This window comes from Dyella koreensis (assembly GCF_044904565.1).
In the GTDB taxonomy this organism is placed as follows: domain Bacteria; phylum Pseudomonadota; class Gammaproteobacteria; order Xanthomonadales; family Rhodanobacteraceae; genus Dyella_D; species Dyella_D koreensis.
Genome location: NZ_JADIKD010000006.1, coordinates 152,443 through 174,768, shown reverse-complemented (window position 1 = coordinate 174,768; position 22,326 = coordinate 152,443). Strand labels below are relative to the sequence as shown.

Genomic DNA, 22,326 nt, shown 5'->3' with positions numbered 1-22,326 from the left:
AACAATCAGCCTACGCCTAGCCATGTGACGAAAAAATGTGCCATCCCCACCAACCCACGCCCCTCGACGCTCCCACCCAGCGCCGCTACCATGACAGGCTTCGCCTCGTCCGGGCGTGCAACACGCCCGGCGCCAGCAAGGGCCTATAGCTCAACGGTTAGAGCAGAGGACTCATAATCCTTTGGTTCCAGGTTCGAATCCTGGTGGGCCCACCATCTCTCCAGGCTTTAGTTAGAACCACACCCCAAGCTGCACTCCGAATGTGCGCGGCGCCAGGTACTGAGACACGTACTGGAAGCTGCCGTCAGGCATCGCAAAACGGCCCGCGCTGGTGCGCACGCGGCCATCGGTGACGTTCTGCACGTATGCACTTGCCCACCAGCGATCCTGCGGCTCGGTGTACCGCAACGCGAGGTCGCCGCGGAAGTACGCCTTCTGCTTGTCGCCGTCGCCCAGGTTGAAGGTGCTCAGCCACTGGTCGCTTTGATATTGGCCGCTGAATCGCGGCGTCAGGCGGCCACCGTTGCCCAGATGGAAATCGTGCTCGTAGATCGCCGTGAGCGAGAACGTCGGCGCATGCGGCAGGTCATTGCCGGAGATGTCCATACATGCGGAGATGCCCGATTGCGGCGCACATCGCGGCAGGCCCTGGTAATCATTGCTGCCGGCGTAGAGCAGTGTGCCGAGTTCTTTTTTGGGAATGACCGAAAGGATCAGGTTGGCGCGATCGTCTTTCTGCTGGAAAGCCAGCTCCGACTCGACGCCCGCCACCTTGGTGCTGCCTTTCACATTATTGAAGCCCAGGCCACGGTTGCCGTCCGGATAGGTGATCGGCGCGGACAACTGGAAGTTCTTGAAGTCCTCGTAATACGCCGCCGTATTCCAGGTCAGGCGGCCGTCGAGGAAGACGAACTTGGTGCCGATCTCGTAGTTGGTCAACGTCTCGGGCTTATACAGCGTGCCCGCATCCTGCGTACCGCCGGACTTGTACCCCGTGGAGACGCTGCCATACAGCAAACCGTGCTCGCCGATGTCGGTATCGACGCGCGCCAGCCAGGTCAGCCGGCTGTCGCTGTACCTCGCGTCGTTGCGCGTTGAGATGTTGAAGCCAGTGGCCGGACTCGGATACGTGCTCGGCGCGATCGGCACCTGCGGCACGGTGGGATCGTAAGCCCAGCCCCAGCCACGGCCGTCGATGTTCTTCTTCACATCGTCCGACCAGCGCAGGCCGCCGGTGAATCGCCAATGGTCAGACATGTGCCAGGTCGCCTGGCCGAACACCGCCGTCGACTTCACCGTTTCCTTGGGCTGGATAAACGAGCCCTGCCACGCCACCGACTCCGACACCATCGTGCCATTCATGATCGGGATGTCGAAGCGGATGTTGTTGTCTTCGTAGCCGTAGTACGCGCCGACGATCCAGTCCACCGTCTGCTGGCCGACCGACTTCAGGTCGAACTCGTGGCTATAGCTCTTGTAGTTGGAAGAGTTGGTGCGATCATTCTGCGACGAAGCGCCAGTGGCAAAGCTCGTAGGCACCTGCACGCCAGAATCCTGGTCGAACTGGCTCTTGCCGGAGAAGCGGTTGTAGCCCGCGATGTAACTGAGCTGCATGCCATCGCTGATGTTCCAGTCCATGCGGCTTCGCACCGTGCCGGAGTTGCGGTGCAGATACGGCGACGTGTCGATCAGCGCCGACCAGAACTTCTGCCCCTGACGAGGCGTCTGCATCAAGCTCATGTTGAGCGTGCCACGATCGATGAAGTACTCGTACGAGAGATTCCACTTGAACGCATCGTTGGGCTGCCACAAGGCACTGACACGGGCAGCCGACTGATCCTGCGCGCCGTATTTGTCGCCACCCTGCACGAACAGGCTCGGGTCGATCGGCCGGAACTTCGCCGGATTGAGCCCCGCGGCGAGATATGTCGCCTGTTGCTGAGCCACACTGGGCAACTGGCTGGCGGGATTCTGGTAGTCAACGTAACCATCGTGCTGCGTATGCACCACTGCCACGCGCATCGCGAACGTGCTGCTGATCGGCAGATTCACCGCCGCCCGCGCGCCCATCAGATTGTAGTTGCCGGCCTCGATCTGTGCGTTGCCATAGAAGCCGGCATTGATATCGGGTTTAGCCGTCTGAAAGCTGATCGCGCCCGCGGTGGAATTGCGGCCCCACAGCGTGCCCTGCGGACCGCGCAGTACTTCCACGCCATCCATATCCAGCAACAGACCGGCTGCCGCCTCAGCGCGCGGCGAGTAGACGCCGTCGACGAAGGTGGCCACTTCAGGGTCGGCATACTCGGTCTTCGCGCTGTCGTTGCCGATGCCGCGCATGGTCAGCGTGACCACGCCATGGTCACCCTGCGCCGTCGCCTGCAAACCTGGCACCAGCTTGGTCAGATCCTGCACCGTCATCACACGCTCCTTGTCGAGCGTGTCTGGTGTGATGGCGCTGACCGCAACGGGCGTTTTCTGCAGCGGCGTTTCGCGCTTGGTCGCGCTCACTTCAATCGCGTCCAGCTGTTTGACTTTCTTTTCCGCCGGAACCGGGTTCTGCGACGACGGGTTCTGCGGTGACGCATCCTGCTGATCGGCCGCGAGCAAGGCGCCCGGAGCGAATACCAGTGCCATGGCGACATACAACGCCGAGTAGCGCAGCTTCATGTAAACCTCCCCTCCAGATAGTTCGGTAGTTCGTTCGCCACCGCCCCCTCGACAGCAGCGCGATGGCCTGATCCCAAAATGACAGCGCTGTCATTTGTGATCATAGACTCCGCGCCTCGCAGAAGCTTGACGCGGGGCAGCACATCTGACGGAAAATTCAACATATTGATAGAAGGGGCTTTTCTTACAGAATTCGCCCTTCTTGGCGGTGTTCGTGCTGCAAGGCAGTCATCCGATTCATCCGCAACGTCCCCGATGCCGATGGCTACTTCGCAAACCCGCCGGCATTGTCAGCGAGGTCTCAGCACCTCACTTAGCGCAATCGATGACCACGTCCACATCCGTACCTAGCACCACGCGCGAGATCGTCAGCGCCGCCCCCTGGCCCGCACTCCACACCAAGGGCTTGTCGATGTGATGCATGTCCGCGCCGGCAGCGCGAATGCATTTCAGCGGCACGCCCATGCGCGTCCATTGACCCGGCGGCAGCGCAGCCAGTTGCGCACCCAGCGCCACGCGTCCCTGGCACGCCTTCCCGCAGCCCATGCCGATCCAGGCGTCGCGGCCCGGTAGCGCATCAACGCGTAGAGTCGTTACCAACAGCACGTCACCGTTGGTCTGGCGATCGAGATCGACCGGTGTCTGCGCTCGAATCGCCACCTCGGCGCCGCCCTTGTTCCAGCTGAAGCGTCGCGAATCTTCCTGTGCCTTGTAGTCGAGCGCCGTCATGCGCAGGCTGCCGTCAGCAGTCGTCGCTGGCGAAACATCGCCCGCCGTCACACCACCGTCCGCGCCCGTCAGGCTGAAGGCATAACCGCGCGCAGCCTTACCGCGGTCGAAGTAATTGCTCACTGAAAGCTGCTCGCCGCTGATGCCAGACACTTCAGGCAGGGTAGGCAAGGCAGCGCGATTGGTGGCGTAGCTCAGGCCATAGCCCAGCGGGAACTGCGGCGCGCCCTGCCCAGGCACGGCGGTGCGCGGCCAGGTGTAAGCGAGCCTGCCGCGAAAATCATGGGCAATATGGCCATCGCGCGTGCGCAGCAACACGTCCGCCACACCGCCACCTTCGCTGCCGGGAAGCCATGCGGCGACGAAAGCATCGGCTGCATTGATCTCGCGATTGACCCACAGCGGACGGCCGGTAAGAAACACCGCGACCACCGGAATGCCATCGCCATGCAGGCGCTGGATCAGCTCGAGATCGTGGTTGTCGCCCGGCCGGTAGAGCAGGTTGGGCAGGTCGCCCTGGAATTCGGCGTAGGGATCTTCGCCAAACACCACCACCGCTGCGTCGGGCTTGTGCGCATAGCGGCCATCGGCGGCTATTTCGGCCTGGCCTCCGGCCGCGCTCACCTGCTCCACGATGCCGGCGCCGATCGACTGCGCGCCGGGAAAATCCTCGTTCTTCAGGCCCGTGCCCTGCCAGGTGAGTGTCCAGCCACCGCTCTGGCGCGAAATGCTGTCCGCGCCGTCGCCCGCCACCAGAATGCGTTTGCGCGGATCGAGCGGCAGCAATCCGCCGTTGTTCTTCAGCAGCACCATCGACTCGCGCACTGCTCGCCGCGCAACAGCACGATGTGCTGCGCTGCCGACCACTTCCGCCGACTTGACCGCAAGCGGCTGGGCCGACGGCATGCCCGCCTCAAACAGTCCTGCGCGGAACTTCACGCGCAGAATGCGCGCCACCGCATCGTCCACGCGCGCCATCGGGATCGCGCCCGACTTCACCTCGGCCAGCGTGTGCTCGTACAGGCCACGCCAGCTGTCTGGCGCCATCAACATATCCACGCCGGCATTGATCGAAATCGGGCAATCGTCGTTGCTGCAGCCAGGCACCTGCCCGTGCCCATTCCAGTCGCCGATCACGAAGCCCTGGAAATCCATGCGCTGCTTGAGTACATCGGTCAGCAAGGCCTTGTAGCCGTGCATCTTCTGGCCGTTCCAGCTCGAGTACGAAGCCATCACGGTCTGCACGCCGGCATCGATCGCCGGCACATAGCCCGCGGCGTGCAGTTTGCTCAGCACGGTCTCGCTGACTTCGGTGTCGCCTTGATCCTTGCCATCCTTGGTGCCACCGTCGCCGAGAAAATGCTTGGCCGATGCGATCACGTGCGAGCTATCGAGAAACTGCGGCGTGCCCACCTTGCCCTGCAATCCTTCGATCATCGCTGTGGCGTATGACGCAACGATTTTCGGATCCTGCGAATAGCCCTCATAGGCACGTCCCCAGCGTTCGTTCTGTGGCACCGCCAGCGTGGGTGCGAAGGTCCAGTTGATGCCGGTGGCACGCACTTCAGCGGCCGTGGCGGCACCGATCTCCCGGATCAGCTCAGGATCATGCGCATTGCCCAGCGCCGAGTTCTGCGGGAACAAGGTGGCGCCAACGGTGTTGTTGTGGCCATGTACCGCATCGATGCCGAACAGCAACGGGATAGCGAAGTGGCCGTCACTGGTATCCATCGCGGCGCGATAGAACGCATCGGCTGTTGCTTTCCATTGCTCCGCATTGACGATCCGCAGGCCGGCCGGCTTGGAGTTGCCACCGGCGAGAATCGAGCCAAGCCGATACTTGCGCACGTCCTCTGGCGTCACACTGAGAATGTCGCCCTGGATCAGCTGGCCGACTTTTTCTTCCACACTCATCTTCGCCATCAGCGACGCGACACGTTTTTCCAGCACGCTATCCGGCGGCAATGGCCAATGTGCACTGGGCCATTGCCCGGGATGCACGGCCGAGTTCTCGGCAGCCAACACCGACCCAGCCCCAAACGAACAGACCAGTGCCGCAGCCAGCACGGCCGGGCAAAAACGCATACGACGAATAGATGCCAGCACGCTGCTCTCCCAGCACGATGAAAACAAAAGGGCTCTCCCGGAACCGCTCAGGCGGGCAGCCTGACAGAAATGACAGCGCTGTCAATTGGCAATGCAACACACCGCCGTTTAGACAACTCACTGATAAATAAGAAAATAGTAACGTGTTGCTCCGGCATCTCCCGGGCACCGACAGCCCAAAGGCTGCTCAACAAAGACAAATCAGCCTAGCTCTTTTGCGGCGGCGTCGACGTCGATTCGCGCCACTGCAGCGAATACGGAACCTGCACCAGCAGTCCCGTGCCACGTCCACGCAGCACTTCCATGAGCTGAAGCGTGGCGAGCTTGCCCATATCACGGCTCGGTTGCCGCACCGTGCTCAACGGTGGCCACAACTGGGTTGCCAACGGCGTATCGTCGAACCCGCAAACGGACAGATCGCGCGGCACCTTCAAGCCGCGCTCGTTGGCCGCCCACATCACACCGGCCGCCATGTCATCGTTGGCGGCAAAGATGGCGGTCGGCTCTTGCGGCAATGCAAACAACTGGCGCGCCGCCATCACTCCCGAGCCGAAGGTGAATTCACCTTGCACCACATAGTGGGGATCGAATGGCAGACCAGCCGCTGCCAACGCATCCTTATATCCTTGCAGGCGCCAACGGCTGGCACCGTGGCTGGCGATGCCCACGATATGCGCGATGCAGCGATGTCCCAGCTCGATCAGATGCTCCACCAACACCTTAGCGGCGTGTTGCTCATCCATGCATACACCAATCGATCCCTCGCGATGCTGCGGCGAGATGCTGGCGTACGGCACGCCGAGTTCCTTGAGCCGACGCAATAGCGCGGCGTTGTCGGTAAGCGGCGGCGTCATGATGACGCCATCGATATGGTGCTCGGCCACCAGCGCGTCGACGCGGCGGATGAAATCCTGCCCACGCAACCGCAGCGGACACACCATCATGCTGTAGCGGTGCGCATCGCAGGCATCGAGTACGCCGTCCTGGATCTCAGCGAGGTAGGTCGATGCGGGGTTGTCGTTGTTGTCGTACAGCATCGCGATCAGGAACGAACGGCTACCGGCCAGGCCGCGTGCAGCGGGGCTGGGGCGATAGTTCATCGATTCCATCGCGGCAAGCACGCGCTGGCGCGTGGATTCCTTGACCGACGGCTCCTCGTTCAAGACGCGGGAAACCGTCTTGGGCGACACGCCCGTTGCGCGCGCTACATCTTCCAGGCGGACCCGCATGCATACTCCCGACACTCTCGTGCTACCGGACGACTATGCCTGCCGTACCGAGCGCTTTACAAGAACTCGGTCCGGTCGCGCAGCAAAGCTACCGCAAGCGATCTGCCGGACTCAGCCTGCGCCAGCGCCCGGGATGGAGGAGGGCGGATCAAGCCAGGACTAGACCGACCACAGGCATACGCCACCCCGCTTTGCCGCCGGCGATGCTTCGCCCTTCGCCCTTAGCCTGAGCTTGCAGGTCGGGCAGACCAAGTGAGTGCCGTTCGGCTGCAACACGGATTTGGTGCCCAGGTCATAGCAATGTACACATAGGTCGTGCGCAACATCGGCACGGCCATTCGTGGCCTTGAAGCGATAGACGAGTCCGCCCAGCGGCAGGGCATGCAACGAATAGCGCTGGCGATCGAGCGTAGCCAGCTTCATCGCGGCCACTTCCCTGTCGAGTGCATCGCGTTCTCCGAGCAGGCTGGTGTAGGCGATCTGCATCGCTGCCAATTGCTGCTGAATCTCCGCGATGGCGCCGAACAGATCGGCTGCCTTGCCTTGCACCTCATCGAGCGAATCCGCCGAAGCCATATCCCTGGCAATGTCCGAGCCGGTTCTGATGGCGCCGAGCGCCGAAGCGATTTCCGCAAGCATGGTCGTTATCCAAGAACGTCTGCCCCATGCTGTCCCTGCGAATGCCTCGGGGTCGGCATCCGCAGGGACAGCCCGCCAACGCTAGGCTGCCTTGGCCTGGCCTTCCACCCGGCGCTCCAGCTCAATCCAGTCGACCACCAGTTCGCAGCCGCGCGAGCCGGCGTTGCGGCTCCAGTCGCGCAGCAGTTCGAAGCTGGCCTGATCCACGTGGTGCAGTTCATCCATCACCAGATGCAGCCGCGTATTGGGCGGCACCTGCTCCAGCGTGCGCGCCATGGACGGCACCTTGAGGAAGGTGGCGATACCGGTCAGGTGCAATTTGGCCGCACCCGGTTCTTCGTGCTCGGCCAGATCGACCTTGAGACGCGAAGACAGCAATGCGAGCCGGAACAGCGACAACGCAAAACCCACCAGCACACCGGCCAGCAGATCGGTGGCGACGATCGCTACGGTGGTCGCGACATAGATAAATGCCGTGCCCTTGCCGTACGCCGCGAAGTGCTTCACCTGCTGGAAATTGATCATCTTCACGCCGGTGTACACGAGAATGCCGGCCAGACAGGACACCGGCGTCATGCGCATCAGCCACGGCAGCAGCATGGCGAACACCAGGATCCAGCCACCATGCATCACCGCCGCCATGCGCGTAGCGGAACCGGCCTGCACATTCGCCGCGCTGCGCACAATCACACCCGTCATCGGCAAGGCACCGAGGAAACCGCACAACAGATTGCCCACGCCTTGTGCGGTCAGCTCGCGGTCGTAGTTGGTGCGCGCCCCGTCATGCATGCGATCGACAGCCGCCGCCGAAAGCAAGGTCTCTGCGCTCGCGATAAAAGCGAAGGTCAGCGCCGCCACGACCAACGAGGGCTCGAGCAACTTGCCCAGACCATCGAAGCCGGGCAGCGAAATGGCCGACAACAGATTGCTCGGCACATCAACCTTGCTCACACCGATGCCCTGGACCTGCACGAACGCCGTCACTGCGATCACTGCCAGCAGTGCTCCCGGCACGAAACGCAACGCCTTGGGACGGAGTTTCTCCCACGCCAGCATGATGGCGATGGTCGCCAGGCCGACACCCAACGCGGCCTTGCCGGTGCCTTCACCCGTGAACACCTCAGTAAGCGCGCCCGGCAATGCGGCGAAGTTCTCCAGGCCGCGCGCCAACGGCGTCGCATCCAGCATCACATGCGCCTGCGAGGCGACGATCAGAATGCCGATGCCCGACAACATGCCGGCCACGACGGCCGGTGATGTCATACGGAACCAGATGCCCATGCGGCACAGGCCCGCGGCAATCTGGATCAGACCCGCCAGCAACACCACCGGGCCCAGCGCAGCCACGCCATGCTCACGCACCAGCTCGAATACCAGCACGGCCAAGCCCGCTGCGGGACCACTCACCTGCAGTGGCGAACCCGCAATGGCACCCACCACGATGCCGCCGATGATGCCGGTGATCAGGCCAGCGGCCGGCGGCATGCCGGAAGCAATGGCGATGCCCATGCACAGCGGCAGCGCTACCAGGAACACCACGATGGAGCCGAGCAGATCGCGCCCGAAGAAATTTCCAGAAAAATATGCACGCACGTTGATCTCCTCAGGCCGCAGGGGTCATGGCCATGGCAAACCGCGCATGCGGTGTCGCCTCGGGCACTTTGCGGCTGGCCGGATCGAACGGCACGAACTGTCCTGTCACCGCATCGAACATACGCAGCTCGGCATGTTCGATGTCGTAGACCCAGCCGTGAATGCTGACGCTGCCGTTGGCCATCGCCGCCGCCACCGCCGGAAGCGTGCGCAGATGCTCCAGCTGGCCCACCACGTTTTCTTCAATCAGGCGCTTCAAGGCATCGTCGCCCTGCAGGCCCGGGCAGTTCTCGGCCACCACGTATCTGGCCACGTCGGCATGCTTCAGCCATGCCGCGACGGACGGCATATGCGAGATCTTCGCCGGTGCCTGCAGGGCTTTCATCGCGCCGCAGTCGGAGTGGCCGCAGATAACGACATGGCGTACCTGCAGCACTTTCACGGCGTACTCGATGGCGGCGACCACGCCACTTACGTGCTGTGCGTAGGGCGGCACGATATTGCCGATGTTGCGATAGACAAAGATCTCACCCGGCAGCGCCGAGAAGATCATTTCCGGCATGACGCGCGAATCCGCGCAAGTAATGAACAGGGTATGGGGACTTTGTCCGGTCGCCAGTTTCTTGAACAGCTCGCGCTGTTCCGGAAAGACATGGCGGCGGAAATGATCGAAACCTTCAAGTAAACGTTCCATGACGAGATCTCCCGATCCAGTAAGGGGGAATCGCAGCACGGCGGCTGCGCAATGAGACAGAGAGGAAAGGGCGCGCGCAGGCGCCTGCGCCCAGGCAATCGACGCTGCCCGTGATGCGTGCAGGGCAACCCGCTGCCGGCAGCCGAAGCGGCGCGGCACCGAGGTACGCGAAAGATCAGGCGTTAGGAGGGGGAGAAATCAGCCCGAACGGGCCGTCATCGACCACGGGGTCCATCGCAGGAGCGACAGACGGCGCGCGTACATGCCAATTGAGCAAGGCCGAAGACTCGACCAGGATGTCATCGAGACATTGGTCGTCGACCGTGCAAGAACCGTCCTGGTCGGAGGGAGCATCCTGATCCGCTTGCTCCAGCGACACGCTGATCGCGGACGCCGCACTGAGCTGATTCAGTTTGCCGATGCTCTGCGCGGTCGCGGCCAGCGTCACCAGCACGCCGAAGAGGCATGCAAGCAGCAGGACGAACCCTCGTGGAAAGCGGCGCAGAAGCATCGTAAGAAGATACGCATTTCATATGCTGCAGCGCAACCCATGTCTGTTGCATTTTTTCTCCGAAATGAACATTTCGGTCAGGATTCACGGCATCGCGGTGACGTAACGTCACAAAACTGACATCGGCAATACCTAGGCTCGCCCGGCCATGCATTCGTAATTATTTGCGACTTGCATCACTCCGACCCACCACCGGATTGAGCCATGAAGAAAAAAACCCTTGCCTCCATGCTCTGGACCATGGGCGCCGCAGCGTTCTCCGAAACCTCACCCGCCGCCGCGCTCGATCTCTATGTCGACCGCAAGACGCAGCAGATCTTCGCCGAGCCAGGACCGGGCCGCGTCAAACTCGGTACCTTCGTCCAGGTCGATGAGCAGAGCGGCGAACCGCAAACGGCAAAGCTGTCCCCCATCCCGCAGGCGCCGGTTGCCGCAACGGCGACGGCCGCATTGAGCACACCCACTCAGGCCAAGCCCGCCGCAAAAAAATGGTATGAGCGCATCAACGTGCGCGGCTACACGCAACTGCGCTACAACCAGGGCGTGGGCGGCGATGCCGATATGCTGCGTTCGCCCGGCGACCGCTTTATCGGCGACAACCAGGGCTTTGGCATCCGCCGCGCCCGCGTTGTGCTCAGTGGCGATATCAGCGATAGCGTGTCCTTCTACCTGCAGCCGGACTTCGCCAGCACGCCGTCGGGTTCGAGCACATCCAACTTCGCCCAGCTGCGCGATGCCTATGCGGACATCTACTTCGACAAGGATCGGGAGTACCGCGTGCGCGCCGGCCAATCCAAGGTGCCTTATGGCTGGGAGAACCTGCAGTCCAGCCAGAACCGTCTCGCACCGGACCGCGCCGATGCGCTCAATTCCGGCGTGCGCGACGAGCGCGATCTTGGCCTGTTCTTCTACTACACGCCTACCGCGGTGCAGGAGCGCTTCCAGTATCTGGTCAAGTCGGGATTGAAAGGCTCGGGCGATTACGGCGTGCTCGGCCTGGGCTTCTACAACGGCCAGGGCGCCAACCGCGCCGAGCGCAACAACAGTCTGCACACCGTGCTGCACCTCACTTATCCGTTCAAATTCGCCAACGGCCAATATCTCGAAGTGGGCGCCGATGCTTACAGCGGCCGCTTCAAGATCGCCGCGCCCAGCGCCATCACGTTCAACGGCAAGAGCTTCACGCCGGTCGATAGCTCATCGAAAGAAGGCACGCTGGATCAGCGCATGGCCGTGCACGCCATCTACTACCCGCAACCATTCGGTCTGCAGGCGGAGTGGACCGTGGGCCGTGGGCCGCAACTGGATCTGTCCCAGCGCCGCATCCGTACACGCTCGCTGCGCGGCGGCTACGTGCAGGCCATGTACAAGTTCGACAGCGGCACCACCGGCACCTGGATGCCTTACATCAAGTGGCAGAGCTACCGCGGCGCCTCCAAGTTCGACACCAACGCGCCACAGATGCTGGTCAATGAAACCGAGCTTGGCGTGGAATGGCAGCCCAGCACCGCGGTGGAAATCGCCGTGGCCTACGCCAACATGCGCCGCACCAATGTGGTTGATGCACCGTATCGCCGAGTGCAGGGCGACCTGCTGCGCGTGCAGTTGCAGGTCAACTACTAAGGCCGCTTCGGCAAGACTGGGCAACGATAACGGCGGGTTTGCAGCCCGCCGTTATCGTTGGTGGAACAGCCGGTTCGCATCAGCTCATCGTGAGCGTCTGCTCCCGCGCGTGCTCAGCGCAGCGCATGCTTGTGATCGCCGGCAGGGCCGATCCACACCCAGCGCACACGCGCGTCGTCAAACGGATCACCAGTGTTCAAGTGCGGCAGCGACGCGCCCGATTGGCAAGTCACCACCACGTCCTGATAGTGCTTGAAGTTAGGCACATCCACCGGCACGTCGGCAAACCACTGGCCGCTCTTGGGGCACGTCGAACCCATGTGCGCACGCGTCACGCTCTGCGTATCGGCCACCCACTGCCAATGTTTGGGCGCGAAGTATCTGCCTCGCTCGCCAAGCTGCTTCTGCGTGGGTGCCTTCGCACCGGCAGATAGCAGCGTCACCGAGCGTCCGGTCTTGCCATCGTCGCCGATAGCCCGGTAGTAGCCAGGCTCGACCACGGTCGCGCCCGCCGTCAGCGGCTGATGCATCAGCGCCGCGCGCTTGTTCGCCTCGGCCGTCGTCGCATCAGTGCCATCGTGAGGCGCAACGCCCGAAGGTCCGATCTGCGAGGGGTAATCCACCGCTCGGTGCGGGGTGTCCGTCGCCGCATAAGCCATTGCCAGGGGAGCCAACAGCGCGAGCGTCATGGCGGTCATCCGCAGGGAGAAGTTTTCTTTCATAGTGATTCCTTGATGCTGGATCAGGCAGAGCCTGGCGTTCATCTAAGGCGCCAGCTCTGCATAGGGTGCAGCCGGGCTCACGGCGCGATCATCTGTCGCGTCGGTTCGTCGGCAAGGGGAGCGATGCATAGCCATGCACGGCGCACGCAGTGCGCAATGACAGGCAAAAAGGGAGCGCGGTGGCTACAACAGCAGCCAGTCGCCGAGATCAGACGTCAGGCGGTGGTGATAGCTGTGCGATCGTGGCATTGCGCCACTGCGCTACAAAAGGCGTGCGCGCTACGTCAGTGCCCGCATGCGCAGGCACAATCAGCGACAAGCCTTCGAGTACGTCATCGACGCCGGGCGCATTGTCTTCAGCCTGGCAATCCGTGGACGACGCATCCGCGCCATGCGGCACATCGTCCGCACAGGACAGCGTCAACGCCGCATCCGCCGAAATGCGCACGCCGTTCCACGCATACACCGTCGTCAGCAACATGCTGAAGCAGGCGATAAGCGCGAGAAGCGTGAACTGGAAGCGGCGGCGTAAGAACATACGCTGCGAGAATGTCATAAGCGACCAAGCCAGACAAGTTGGTGGCTGACCCGGTTGTTCATCCCAATGATGTTGCGAGACACCTGCTGTCCGACCAACGCCAACCATCAACGAGACATGACATGCCACCCATCGCGATGGCCTAATTCACATCGCGCACCGCGGCGATGTGACCGGCGCCAACATCCACACTCTCTGGCAACGAGAACCGACATGGCACGCGACAAAGGTCTCGAAGCACTACTGCAAGACGAATTGAGCGCCATCCCCGGCCTCACCGAGAAAGCCATGTTCGGCGGCTGGGCCTGGCTGCTCCACGGCAACCTGCTCTGCGGCGCCCGCGACGACGGCCTGCTCGTGCGGTTGGGCAAAGGCAATGATGCATGGGCCCTGCAGATCCCCGGCATCGCGCCGATGATCTCGCGCGACCGGCCCATGCAAGGCTGGATACGAGCCGCACCGGAGGCCTACGGCGACGACTCGCTGCGCCACAAGCTCGTGACATCCGCACTCGAGTTCGTCAGATCATTGCCAGCGAAGTAAGCGCCTGCACAGCAACTCATTTCATCACCAAGACCTGATCCGCATGCCACGGACGCCGACTAGCGGCGATGCCATGCCCCACAGCGGTCAGGTCGTACCCGATTGGCAATAGACGATCGGCAAGCCACCAGCGCCGAACAACGTCCCGGCGTTTTTGTCCTCCCGAGACAACGATGGACAGCTCAAGGCCGCGCGGGCTTTAAGAACCAGTCACATGTGCAGCGCAACAAGCCCACTTTGGCGTCCCGCTTGGATCGATTCAAAGCTCAATCTGAAAAATATTGCGACGCGACATTAAACAAAGGTCACTCAATGGCTTAGAAGGTCACCCGGGCAATTTGGATCGAGACAAAATCTCGTTGACAACGTTATCCCCCTGTCCTAAGACTTGCGCCCACTCTGAGCGGACGGGACGGGCTCTTTCCATGCGTCACCGGGTTGGCGAGGCCGGCGAAAGCGCCGCCATCGCAGACCCGTAGCGTTGCCATCGGCAACAGCAACGCCTCGAGCAAGCACAGCGGCCCCGGGGATCAGGGGCGCGACCAAGAACAACGATTCACAACAAACCGGAACGACCAACACACGGGCATTAGCCCGTGCGGTGTCGCTCATTCTCAAAAAAACAGCGGCGCATCGGGTGGGAGCCCGGCCGCGCACGCGACGAACCACGGTGGGAGGAAAGCCAACATGGATTACCGCAAAAGCACGCTCTCCATAAGCATTGTTGCCGCGCTGTTCTGCGCCGGTGCCGCCATGGCGCAAGACGCCGGCACCAGCGCCACGCCAACCGACGCCACACAAACCTCAACCACCAAACCGAAGCCGACAGAACCGGCACAGGCCAAGCAGCTCGAAGCCGTCACCGTCAGCGGCATCCGCGCCAGCCTGCAGAAATCGCTCGACCTCAAGCGCAACGCCGACTCCATCGTGGATGCGATCTCCGCCGAAGACGTGGGCAAGTTCCCCGACACCAACGTCGCCGAATCGCTCTCGCATCTGCCCGGCATCAGCGTGGACCGCAATTTCGGCGAGGGCGACAAGGTCAGCATCCTCGGCACCGATCCCGCGTTGAACCGCTTGCTGCTCAACGGCCAGACCGTCGCTTCCACCAACTGGACCAGCGACCCGAATCACCCCGACGGTCGCTCCTTCAACTACAGCCTGCTCACCTCGGAAATCATCGGCACCGCCGAGGTCTATAAGACACCGCAGGCGCGCATCGACGAAGGCAGCATCGGCGGCACCGTTATCGTCAATACGCGCCGCCCGCTGGATCTGAAAGCCAACACGCTTACTGGCACCGTCAGCTACAGCTACAACGACCGCGCCGACAAAGCCAAGCCTAACGCTTCGCTGCTCTACAGCTGGAAGAACGACGCCGGCACCTTCGGTGTGCTCGGCTCGCTGATGCACTCCGATCGCGTGATCTACCGCGAAGGCACGGAGATCTTCGGCTACCAGCGTGCCAACGACCCGAGTGATACCGACCCCAACCACCAGTTCCCGCCGAACGTGGTGCCACCGGGCACCACCTTCACCTATCCCACGGCGATCAACACCGCGCTGTTCCAGCAGCACCGCAAGCGCGACGGCGTCGCCACCGGCATCCAGTGGAAACCGAACCAGGCATTCGAGCTCAACTTCACTGGCCTGTACGTCACCGAGAAATTCGACAATTACAACCAGAGCCGCTACGGCGACTGGTCCGGCAGCGCGCCCGCGGCCACTTCGGTCAACGTCAACAACGGCGTCGCGACTAGCGGCTCATACGGCGCCACCGCGCCCACGTACCTGGATGGCTACGAGCGCTTCTCCAAGGTCAACACTGGCGCGCTGCAACTGCGCGCCGACTGGCACGGCGAAGGTTGGAACGCATCCAGCCAGATCGGCTACACCAATTCCTCCGGCGGCTCGCAAGGCATCTACAGCCTGCAGTTCCGCGGCTACGGCGGCTACAACTGGAACCTGGCCAACCAACACCCGCAGATCAACTTCAACACCGATCCGAACGACCCCACCCAGATGTTCGCGCACGGCGCCGGCTACAGCCGCGCACCCAGCTATGATCGCGAGCGCTACTTCCAGGCCGACTTCAGCCACGACCTGACATTGGGGCCGCTCAATACAGTGGAAGTGGGCATCAAGAGCAGCAACCACTTCAACGGCCAGACCAATTACGCCGCCAGCATTCCCACGCTCGACGGCAGTGGCGTGACGCTGGCCAACCTGCAGGGCGGCATGACGCCCAGCGGCTATCTCGATGGTCTCGATCCGGCCGGCAACATGTCGCGCTGGGTGCAGATCACCAAGGGCGGCCTGAAGCAGTACGTCAGCACCTTGTTCACCGATGCGCCGATGGACCCCAAGGCCACCTACGCGATCTCCGAGCAGAACCGCGCCTTCTACATCCAGGGCGATTTCGGCGGCGACAACTACCGAGGCAACCTGGGCGCGCGCTACGTGCATACGCGCAACGGCATTACCGGCTACAACACCATCGCCAACAATCAGTACGAGCCGGTCGACCAGAAGAACCGCTATAGCAAATGGCTGCCGTCGTTCAACATCGCCTACGACGTGCGCGACGACCTCACCCTGCGTTTCGCCGCCGCCAAAACGCTGGCCCGCCCGCGCTACCAGGACATGACGCCCTATGTCGCGCTGGACGACCGCACGCAGACCGGCTCCTCCGGCAACGTCAACCTCAAGCCGTACAAGGCCACCAACTTCGACGCGTCCGCCGAGTGGTACTTCGCCGAGAACAGCCTGCTCTCCGCCGAAGTGTTCTTCCGCCGCATCAGCGACTACGTGCTGTACACCACCGTCAGCCACACCTACTACAACCTTACCCAGCAGCAGAACACCGTGTACCAGATGGTGACGCCCACCAACGCGGGCGTGGCCAAGGTCAAGGGCGTATCGCTGACCTACCAGACCAGCTTCGGCCACGGCTTTGGCCTGGCTGCCAACTACACCTACTCCGACGACAGCACCAGCAACAACTTCCCGCTGCCGTACAACTCCAAGAACGCCTTCACCCTTACGCCGTACTACGAGCAGGGCCCGTGGAGCGCACGCGTCACTTTCAGTCGCCGCTCGCCGTACTTCACCCAGATCGGCACGCTGGAGTCTCAGCAGATCACTGGCCGCTTCCGTCAGCTAGACGCCTCCATCGGCTACCAGATCAACGACCACATGCGCGTGCAGCTCGACGGCAACAACCTGCTGGACGAAACCTACTTCGTCTACAACGGCTCGCCGAACCAGCCGTATAACGCGTACAAGAACGGGCGAACGTATACCTTGAGCATGAACTTCAAGCTTTAAGCATCGAGGGGCGGAGGTAAGCAGGCGTGGGCTACTGCTCTTCATTGCAGAGCGAGCGACCTGGTTAACACCCCACCACCCCAACTCACGGTCCTGGGCAGAGCCAGGACCGTGACTTCATTTCAAATCTCAAACACGGCCGGAACGCCTCGCTCAAGACTCGTCAGCCGACTGGCAAGACCCACCGTGGTGAACGACCGCGCGAGTTCGCTCTGACTCTCCACAAAGTGTTGCCAGCCTTCGTTGTGGATAGCCACGATGCTGGCTTGCGGAAACGCATGCGCAAACTCGATGGCGTCGTTGCTGCCCATGGTCATGTGGAACGTACCGCGCGGTTGCGCCGCACCGGTAAAGAGAATCGCCAGCCGGATATCGAACTTGTCCTTGATCGCCGCGACACCTTCGTACCAAACGGTATCGCCCGATACATAGATGCTTCCGCTGGAACCCTCGGGCGTCACCACAAATCCCACCACATCGCCGCTGATGGGTTCGATACCTACCGGGCCGTGCCGCGCCGGCGTCGCCGTCACGCGCACACCGCTTTGATCAGGCTCACCAATCACCACGCTCTCCCAGGTCTTCATTCCCTCGACGCTGCCGCCGAGCCGCGATGCACCCGCCGGCGTGGTCAGCACACGCGGCGCTTGCGCGAGAAAGGCTCGCCCCGAATGGTCGAGATTGTCCCAGTGATGGTCATGACTGAGCAGCACGGCATCAATCGGCAATAGCGACGCCGGATCCGTTGCCGGCCCCGTCTTTTTGACCAGCGTGATCGTGCCCGCATCGTAGGCCTGCGGATCGTCGAAGGTCGGATCGGTGAGAAGTCTCGTGCCCGCGACTTCGATCAACGCGGTCGGGCCGCCAATGAGGGTAAGAACGACTTTCATGGAGCGTGAGGTCCTTGATGGGGAATGGTGCAAGCTACAAAAGTTGATAAGAACGGACGGTGCCCTGCGCCGGATACCCGATCAGCGCCGATTGCCGAGGCGCTCGACAAACGCCGCCATCAGCGGCGCGACGGTCGGCAGACATTCCTCCAGCGCGAAATGCCCGGTGTCCAGCACATGCAGTTCGGCATCCGGCAGGTCAGCCAGGAACGCATGCGCACCCGCTTCCACAAAGAACGGATCGTTGCGCCCCCAGAAGATCAGCGTCGGCGGCCGATGCTCGCGCAGCCATGCCTGCCATTGCGGGTACAACACAAGGTTGGAGTGGTAGTTCAAGGCGAGATCGATCTGGATCTGCGCTCGGCCCGGCAAATCGAGAAAATGCTGATCCATGGTCCAGCCATCGGGTGCGATCGACTCCGGATGCGCCGCACCGGTGAGGTACTGGCTCCGCGTCATCTCCAGCGTCAGCAGCCCAAGCACACCTTCTTCGGCCCCTTTCACACCCGGCTTCATCGCCGTGAATTCTTGCGCCAGCGGACTGAGACCCGCCGTGTACGCGTTGCCGTTCTGGATCACCAAACCCTCGATCCACTCCGGATGCCGCGCAGCCAGGCGAAACCCCACCGGCGCGCCGAAATCGAACATGTACGCCACAAAGCGATCCAGCCCCAGCGCGTGACAGAAACCCTCCATCACATCCGCCAGGCTGTCGAAGCTGTAATCGAACGGCCCGCCCAGCGTGGCCGGCACCGGCGCATCGCTATGGCCGAAACCGGGGTAGTCCGGCGCAATCAGGTGATAGCGGTCACCCAGCGCATCCATCAAACGGCGGTATTGATGCGATGAGGACGGAAAGCCATGCAGCAGCAACAACGTCGGCGCGTCCTTGGGGCCGGCTTCCCGGTAGAAAATCCTGATGCCGTCAACGTCGACATGGTGATGGGTGATCTGCGGGATATTCATCATCGTGGGCTCATTCGCATCGGGGTGTGCGCATGATGGAGAGAACGCACGGCCCCCATAACCACCCGCCGATGAATACATAGTTCATCGCGAGCGAACGATGACCCATGACTAGTGGACACCTCGACGGACGCCGCGCATTTCATCGGCGCTCGTCACACATGGTGCGATCGATGTCGCGTACGTTCGCTCCGCCATCGCGCCTACGTTCCATCCCCAACGATGCGATGCGAATCACGCTCACCTTTGCCGGGCGCACCCACCCATGCACGCATGGCGCGATAGGTACGCACTCATTCACTCAACCGAACACACGAGTACAAGGAGCCGTAGTGTGAAAAAAAACCCTGTCGCAAGAAGCCTGTCGACGCTGCGCAGCGTCGTACCTTTCGTGATGCTGACGATGGCCGCCGTCACGCACGCCCAACATCGCGTCGACCCACAGCACGCCCTGCGCCCGCTCAACGGCGTAGCGTGGCCCAACGCCAGCAATACCGGTGTGCCCGCGGGCACGCCGCTCATCAACCAATCCGCACCCGCAGACACCGGTCTCGTCATCACCGCCGACAACACGGTGATCGACGGCATCAACCTCAGCGGCTGGATCAACGTGCAAGCCAATAACGTCACCATCCAGAACAGCGTCATCACCTCCAACAACTGGTGGGGCATCCAGTACGGCGATGGTTTCACTGGCCTGAAGGTGCTGCACAGCGTGATCAAGAGCGTGCCTGGCCAAGGGCCGGATAACGGCGGCTATGACTACGGCATCGCCCAGCTCGGCATCGGCAGCATGGAAGTGGCCTACAACAATATTTCGGGTTTCAAGGACGGCGTCGACGTTGCCACCGGCTACGTGCATGACAACTACATTCACGACCTGTCGCAATTCGACGGCGCCCACACACAAAACGTGTACGTCTGGTGCGACGGCAACGGCGTCATCCTGCAACACAACACCCTGATCAACCAGACTGGGCAGGACTACGCGACGGCGGCTTTGTATATCGCGCCCGACTGCGGCGTGCAGAACAACGTCACGGTGGATACCAACTGGCTGGCCGGCGGCTCACTGGTGTTCTACGGCGGCGGCGACACGGCTACCAACATCCGCGTGCGGAACAACACGTTCTCCACGGCCATCTGGTCGCCTGATGGCGGTTTCAACGGTACCGTGGGTTACTGGTCGGACAACACCGGCAATGTGTGGAGCGGTAACACCTGGGCCGACGGGCCGTATGTCGGCACCGCCGTCAGTCCTTACTAAGTTCGCGGCACACCGCTGCCCCATGGTCAGCGCGCACAGCGTGCGCTGACCATGCCGATCACCATCCAGCAACGACCCAAGCGACTTTCTGACGCGCAATCCTGCATCGCCCAAAGTGGGTAGCGGGAAAGCATCCCCTTTCCCCGTAAGATGCGCCGCCACTCCATTCCCCGAGCAAACGATCCCATGAGCGAAGTCAGCGGTATCAACCTCAACCGGCTGGCCGTGTTTGTCGCCGTGGTTGAAGCAGGCACCCTGACGGGTGCCGCGCGACGGCTCGGCGTCGCCAAAGCGCTCGTCACCACCCATATCCAGAAACTGGAAACCGAACTTCGCGCCACCTTGCTGGTACGCACCACCCGCAGCCTGAGCCTGACCGAAGCAGGCAGAGCCTTCTACGAAGCGAGCCGCGCCATTGTCGAGCAGGCTGAAGCGGCGATTGAATCCGCCCGCTGCCATAGCGGCGAAGTCACCGGCACCCTGCGCGTCACCGCGCCCATGGACTATGCGGCCACGGTCGTCGCACCGGTCGCCGCCGCACTGACCCAAGTGCACCCCTCACTACGCATCGAACTCATCACCGCCGACCGTGTGCTCGATCTGGTCGCCGAACGCGTCGACGTCGGCATCCGTCTCGGCTGGCTGGCCGACTCCAGCCACCAAGCGGTGAAACTTGGCAGCTTTGCTTTACAGCTCGTCGCCAGCCCTCACTTGTTGCGCACCGGCGGCCTGCCCAAGTCGCCGCACGACCTGTGCGGGCGACCCATGGCGGCATTCTCCGTGCTCAACAAACCCGTCCAGTGGACCTTCATCGGCCCCAAGGGTGAAACCGAAGACGTCGTCTTCGACCCGATATTCACCGCCGACTCCGTCGTCGCGCTGAAGCAAGTGGTGCTGGGCGGCGCCGGCTTTGGAGTGATGACCGACTTCACCATCAACCAGGACATCGAAGCCGGCCGCCTGATCCGCGTGCTACCGCACTGGAAGCTCCCCGAAGGCGGCATCTATGCCGTCTTCCCCGCTTCGACGCAGCGGGCACTCAAGGTCAAGGTGTTTATCGATGCACTGCGGGCGCACGTGGAAGGGGCGAAGCGCTGAACATCGGCGTCAGTTTCTCCCGGCCCCAGGCAACGCCACACCCCACGCCGCCGTTACGTCACCCCCAAGCCGCCACTCACTAAACGGCCGCCGCGGCGCCATCAGCGCCGGTAACCGCGAATCCTTGGTGTGCGCGTAGTACGGCTCCATCCATGAAAGCTCATCCTGGAACGTCCACGGGAACAGCTGCTGCTTGATCGGTGTGATCTTCGCGAAGCTTGCAGGGTCGATGACGGCATCGGTCACCAGGTTGGCCAGCCGCGCAATGGCGTGGTTGTTTTCCTGATAGAGATCGATGTGTTGGCGCCGTGCGAGTTCGGCGGTGAATACGAGAGGGATCAGCGCGAACGTGTGGTAGTGAAGTGCGCGGTCGCCGCGTTTGACCTCCCGCTCCAGCGCACCATCCGGACCGATGTCATGAATGCCCTCACGCGCACGGGCAAGGCCGGCATCGATCAGCTCGGGTTGATGGGCAACGGTACCGATGGCGACCAGATTCAGGCCCGCCCAATAAACAAGATTGTTGTGCAGGTGATTGATGGCATCCGCGTCGCGCGTGGCTACGGCCATGTGTGTCAGCCATGTGTTGATGTCCGCCAGCCGGTTCGCATTGGCGTCCCTCACATCCGCGGGCAGGCGCAGCAGCACCAGGGCAAAGTCCGTCCCCGCCCATGACCGCTCGTAGTAGCCCTGGTAGCCGGCAATGGGCCCCATCAAGGCGTCGGCCTTGGCCCAGCTATCCAACAGGTCGAGTGTGCAGGACCACTGCCCCGTATCCGCGGCCTTGTTGAGCTTGGCGATGAAGCCGCGCATCGGCTTGACGGCCTCCGCATAACCGGCCGCGTCGTCATAGAAACCCGGTGGGTCTATGGTTTTCTGCGGCGCCGGCACATCACAGGCCTGGGCGGCTCGGCTGCCACCCAAACCCATACTCAGGACCAGCAGGACAACGCCGGCCTTCCCTACGATTCGACTGCTCATGCCCGCTCCTTGATGGGATCGTTACATCTCAGACTTCGCCTAGTTCGGCAGAAACGCATCAGTGACCCCATCCGTTGTCCCTGTTTTCTGTAAAAGAAAGATGACGGCCCCGTTCCATCGTGGCGGCCAGGCGCTGTCGATCCGCCCCCGCCTCATTCGTCGCCCTCACGAAAGCCCGCTTTCAGCTCTCGCCCCCAACTACC

Annotated in this window: 17 protein-coding genes and 1 tRNA gene; 6 read left to right on the top strand and 12 right to left on the bottom strand. The window is 62.3% G+C overall.

What is annotated here, in order from left to right; translation table 11 throughout:
• Positions 1-139 precede the first annotated feature (139 nt).
• Positions 140-215, top strand: a tRNA-Ile gene (locus tag ISS97_RS02700).
• 16 nt (positions 216-231) lie between these two features.
• On the opposite strand, the gene ISS97_RS02695 is transcribed toward ISS97_RS02700, so the two are convergent.
• The 7 genes from ISS97_RS02695 to ISS97_RS02665 all read right to left on the bottom strand — a co-directional run bounded on the left by ISS97_RS02695 (position 232) and on the right by ISS97_RS02665 (position 10,168).
• Complete coding sequence (locus ISS97_RS02695; protein ID WP_379984813.1) at positions 232-2,667, bottom strand: TonB-dependent receptor; 2,436 nt, start codon at positions 2,665-2,667, stop codon at positions 232-234.
• Between the two features lie 309 nt (positions 2,668-2,976).
• Positions 2,977-5,481, bottom strand: coding sequence for a glycoside hydrolase family 3 protein (locus tag ISS97_RS02690; RefSeq protein WP_379985007.1), 2,505 nt, complete (start codon positions 5,479-5,481; stop codon positions 2,977-2,979).
• 227 nt (positions 5,482-5,708) lie between these two features.
• Positions 5,709-6,731 carry a LacI family DNA-binding transcriptional regulator gene (locus ISS97_RS02685; protein ID WP_379984812.1) on the bottom strand — a complete coding sequence of 341 codons (1,023 nt, stop codon included), beginning with the start codon at positions 6,729-6,731 and terminating at the stop codon, positions 5,709-5,711.
• Positions 6,732-6,890: 159 nt separating this feature from the next.
• On the bottom strand, positions 6,891-7,370 hold the full coding sequence (locus ISS97_RS02680) for a hypothetical protein (RefSeq protein ID WP_379984811.1): 480 nt from the start codon (positions 7,368-7,370) through the stop codon (positions 6,891-6,893).
• 81 nt (positions 7,371-7,451) lie between these two features.
• On the bottom strand, positions 7,452-8,969 hold the full coding sequence (locus tag ISS97_RS02675) for a SulP family inorganic anion transporter (RefSeq protein ID WP_379985006.1): 1,518 nt from the start codon (positions 8,967-8,969) through the stop codon (positions 7,452-7,454).
• A gap of 4 nt (positions 8,970-8,973) precedes the next feature.
• Entirely contained in the window at positions 8,974-9,657 is a 684-nt protein-coding gene (locus ISS97_RS02670) for a carbonic anhydrase (protein WP_379984810.1), read from the bottom strand.
• Between the two features lie 175 nt (positions 9,658-9,832).
• Complete coding sequence (locus tag ISS97_RS02665) at positions 9,833-10,168, bottom strand: hypothetical protein (protein WP_379984809.1); 336 nt, start codon at positions 10,166-10,168, stop codon at positions 9,833-9,835.
• A 204-nt stretch (positions 10,169-10,372) separates the two neighbouring features.
• Here ISS97_RS02665 and ISS97_RS02660 point away from each other — a divergent pair, with 204 nt between their 5' ends.
• Positions 10,373-11,791, top strand: coding sequence for a porin (locus tag ISS97_RS02660; protein ID WP_379984808.1), 1,419 nt, complete (start codon positions 10,373-10,375; stop codon positions 11,789-11,791).
• 113 nt (positions 11,792-11,904) lie between these two features.
• On the opposite strand, the gene ISS97_RS02655 is transcribed toward ISS97_RS02660, so the two are convergent.
• Positions 11,905-12,513, bottom strand: a complete 609-nt coding sequence (locus ISS97_RS02655; RefSeq protein WP_379984807.1) for a hypothetical protein — start codon at positions 12,511-12,513, stop codon at positions 11,905-11,907.
• 208 nt (positions 12,514-12,721) lie between these two features.
• Complete coding sequence (locus ISS97_RS02650; RefSeq protein ID WP_379984806.1) at positions 12,722-13,069, bottom strand: hypothetical protein; 348 nt, start codon at positions 13,067-13,069, stop codon at positions 12,722-12,724.
• Between the two features lie 195 nt (positions 13,070-13,264).
• On the opposite strand from ISS97_RS02650, the gene ISS97_RS02645 reads away from it, so the two are divergent.
• Both ISS97_RS02645 and ISS97_RS02640 read left to right on the top strand, forming a co-directional pair.
• Positions 13,265-13,594 carry a TfoX/Sxy family protein gene (locus ISS97_RS02645; RefSeq protein ID WP_379984805.1) on the top strand — a complete coding sequence of 110 codons (330 nt, stop codon included), beginning with the start codon at positions 13,265-13,267 and terminating at the stop codon, positions 13,592-13,594.
• 687 nt (positions 13,595-14,281) lie between these two features.
• A complete protein-coding gene (locus ISS97_RS02640) occupies positions 14,282-16,921 on the top strand; it encodes a TonB-dependent receptor (RefSeq protein WP_379984804.1) in 2,640 nt (879 codons plus the stop codon).
• 122 nt (positions 16,922-17,043) lie between these two features.
• Here ISS97_RS02640 and ISS97_RS02635 read toward each other — a convergent pair whose 3' ends face one another.
• Both ISS97_RS02635 and ISS97_RS02630 read right to left on the bottom strand, forming a co-directional pair.
• Positions 17,044-17,811: an MBL fold metallo-hydrolase gene (locus tag ISS97_RS02635; protein ID WP_379984803.1), complete on the bottom strand. Its 768-nt coding sequence runs from the start codon at positions 17,809-17,811 to the stop codon at positions 17,044-17,046.
• Positions 17,812-17,892: 81 nt separating this feature from the next.
• Positions 17,893-18,780 carry an alpha/beta fold hydrolase gene (locus tag ISS97_RS02630; RefSeq protein ID WP_379984801.1) on the bottom strand — a complete coding sequence of 296 codons (888 nt, stop codon included), beginning with the start codon at positions 18,778-18,780 and terminating at the stop codon, positions 17,893-17,895.
• Positions 18,781-19,111: 331 nt separating this feature from the next.
• Between ISS97_RS02630 and ISS97_RS02625 the strand changes: the two genes are divergently transcribed.
• Positions 19,112-20,044, top strand: coding sequence for a right-handed parallel beta-helix repeat-containing protein (locus ISS97_RS02625; protein ID WP_379984800.1), 933 nt, complete (start codon positions 19,112-19,114; stop codon positions 20,042-20,044).
• Positions 20,045-20,230: 186 nt separating this feature from the next.
• On the top strand, positions 20,231-21,142 hold the full coding sequence (locus ISS97_RS02620; RefSeq protein WP_379984799.1) for a LysR family transcriptional regulator: 912 nt from the start codon (positions 20,231-20,233) through the stop codon (positions 21,140-21,142).
• Between the two features lie 9 nt (positions 21,143-21,151).
• Here ISS97_RS02620 and ISS97_RS02615 read toward each other — a convergent pair whose 3' ends face one another.
• On the bottom strand, positions 21,152-22,123 hold the full coding sequence (locus tag ISS97_RS02615) for an alginate lyase family protein (protein WP_379984798.1): 972 nt from the start codon (positions 22,121-22,123) through the stop codon (positions 21,152-21,154).
• Positions 22,124-22,326 lie beyond the last annotated feature (203 nt).

Bases quoted from the DNA above. Each gene is read 5' to 3' on its own strand.
- ISS97_RS02695 (WP_379984813.1), bottom strand. From the start codon at position 2,667: ATGAAGCTGCGCTACTCGGCGTTGTATGTCGCCATGGCACTGGTATTC.
- ISS97_RS02680 (WP_379984811.1), bottom strand. From the start codon at position 7,370: ATGCTTGCGGAAATCGCTTCGGCGCTCGGCGCCATCAGAACCGGCTCG.
- ISS97_RS02635 (WP_379984803.1), bottom strand. From the start codon at position 17,811: ATGAAAGTCGTTCTTACCCTCATTGGCGGCCCGACCGCGTTGATCGAA.
- ISS97_RS02660 (WP_379984808.1), top strand. From the start codon at position 10,373: ATGAAGAAAAAAACCCTTGCCTCCATGCTCTGGACCATGGGCGCCGCA.
- ISS97_RS02685 (WP_379984812.1), bottom strand. From the start codon at position 6,731: ATGCGGGTCCGCCTGGAAGATGTAGCGCGCGCAACGGGCGTGTCGCCC.
- ISS97_RS02645 (WP_379984805.1), top strand. From the start codon at position 13,265: ATGGCACGCGACAAAGGTCTCGAAGCACTACTGCAAGACGAATTGAGC.
- ISS97_RS02665 (WP_379984809.1), bottom strand. From the start codon at position 10,168: ATGCTTCTGCGCCGCTTTCCACGAGGGTTCGTCCTGCTGCTTGCATGC.
- ISS97_RS02640 (WP_379984804.1), top strand. From the start codon at position 14,282: ATGGATTACCGCAAAAGCACGCTCTCCATAAGCATTGTTGCCGCGCTG.
- ISS97_RS02690 (WP_379985007.1), bottom strand. From the start codon at position 5,481: ATGCGTTTTTGCCCGGCCGTGCTGGCTGCGGCACTGGTCTGTTCGTTT.
- ISS97_RS02650 (WP_379984806.1), bottom strand. From the start codon at position 13,069: ATGACATTCTCGCAGCGTATGTTCTTACGCCGCCGCTTCCAGTTCACG.
- ISS97_RS02620 (WP_379984799.1), top strand. From the start codon at position 20,231: ATGAGCGAAGTCAGCGGTATCAACCTCAACCGGCTGGCCGTGTTTGTC.
- ISS97_RS02670 (WP_379984810.1), bottom strand. From the start codon at position 9,657: ATGGAACGTTTACTTGAAGGTTTCGATCATTTCCGCCGCCATGTCTTT.
- ISS97_RS02630 (WP_379984801.1), bottom strand. From the start codon at position 18,780: ATGATGAATATCCCGCAGATCACCCATCACCATGTCGACGTTGACGGC.
- ISS97_RS02655 (WP_379984807.1), bottom strand. From the start codon at position 12,513: ATGAAAGAAAACTTCTCCCTGCGGATGACCGCCATGACGCTCGCGCTG.
- ISS97_RS02615 (WP_379984798.1), bottom strand. From the start codon at position 22,123: ATGAGCAGTCGAATCGTAGGGAAGGCCGGCGTTGTCCTGCTGGTCCTG.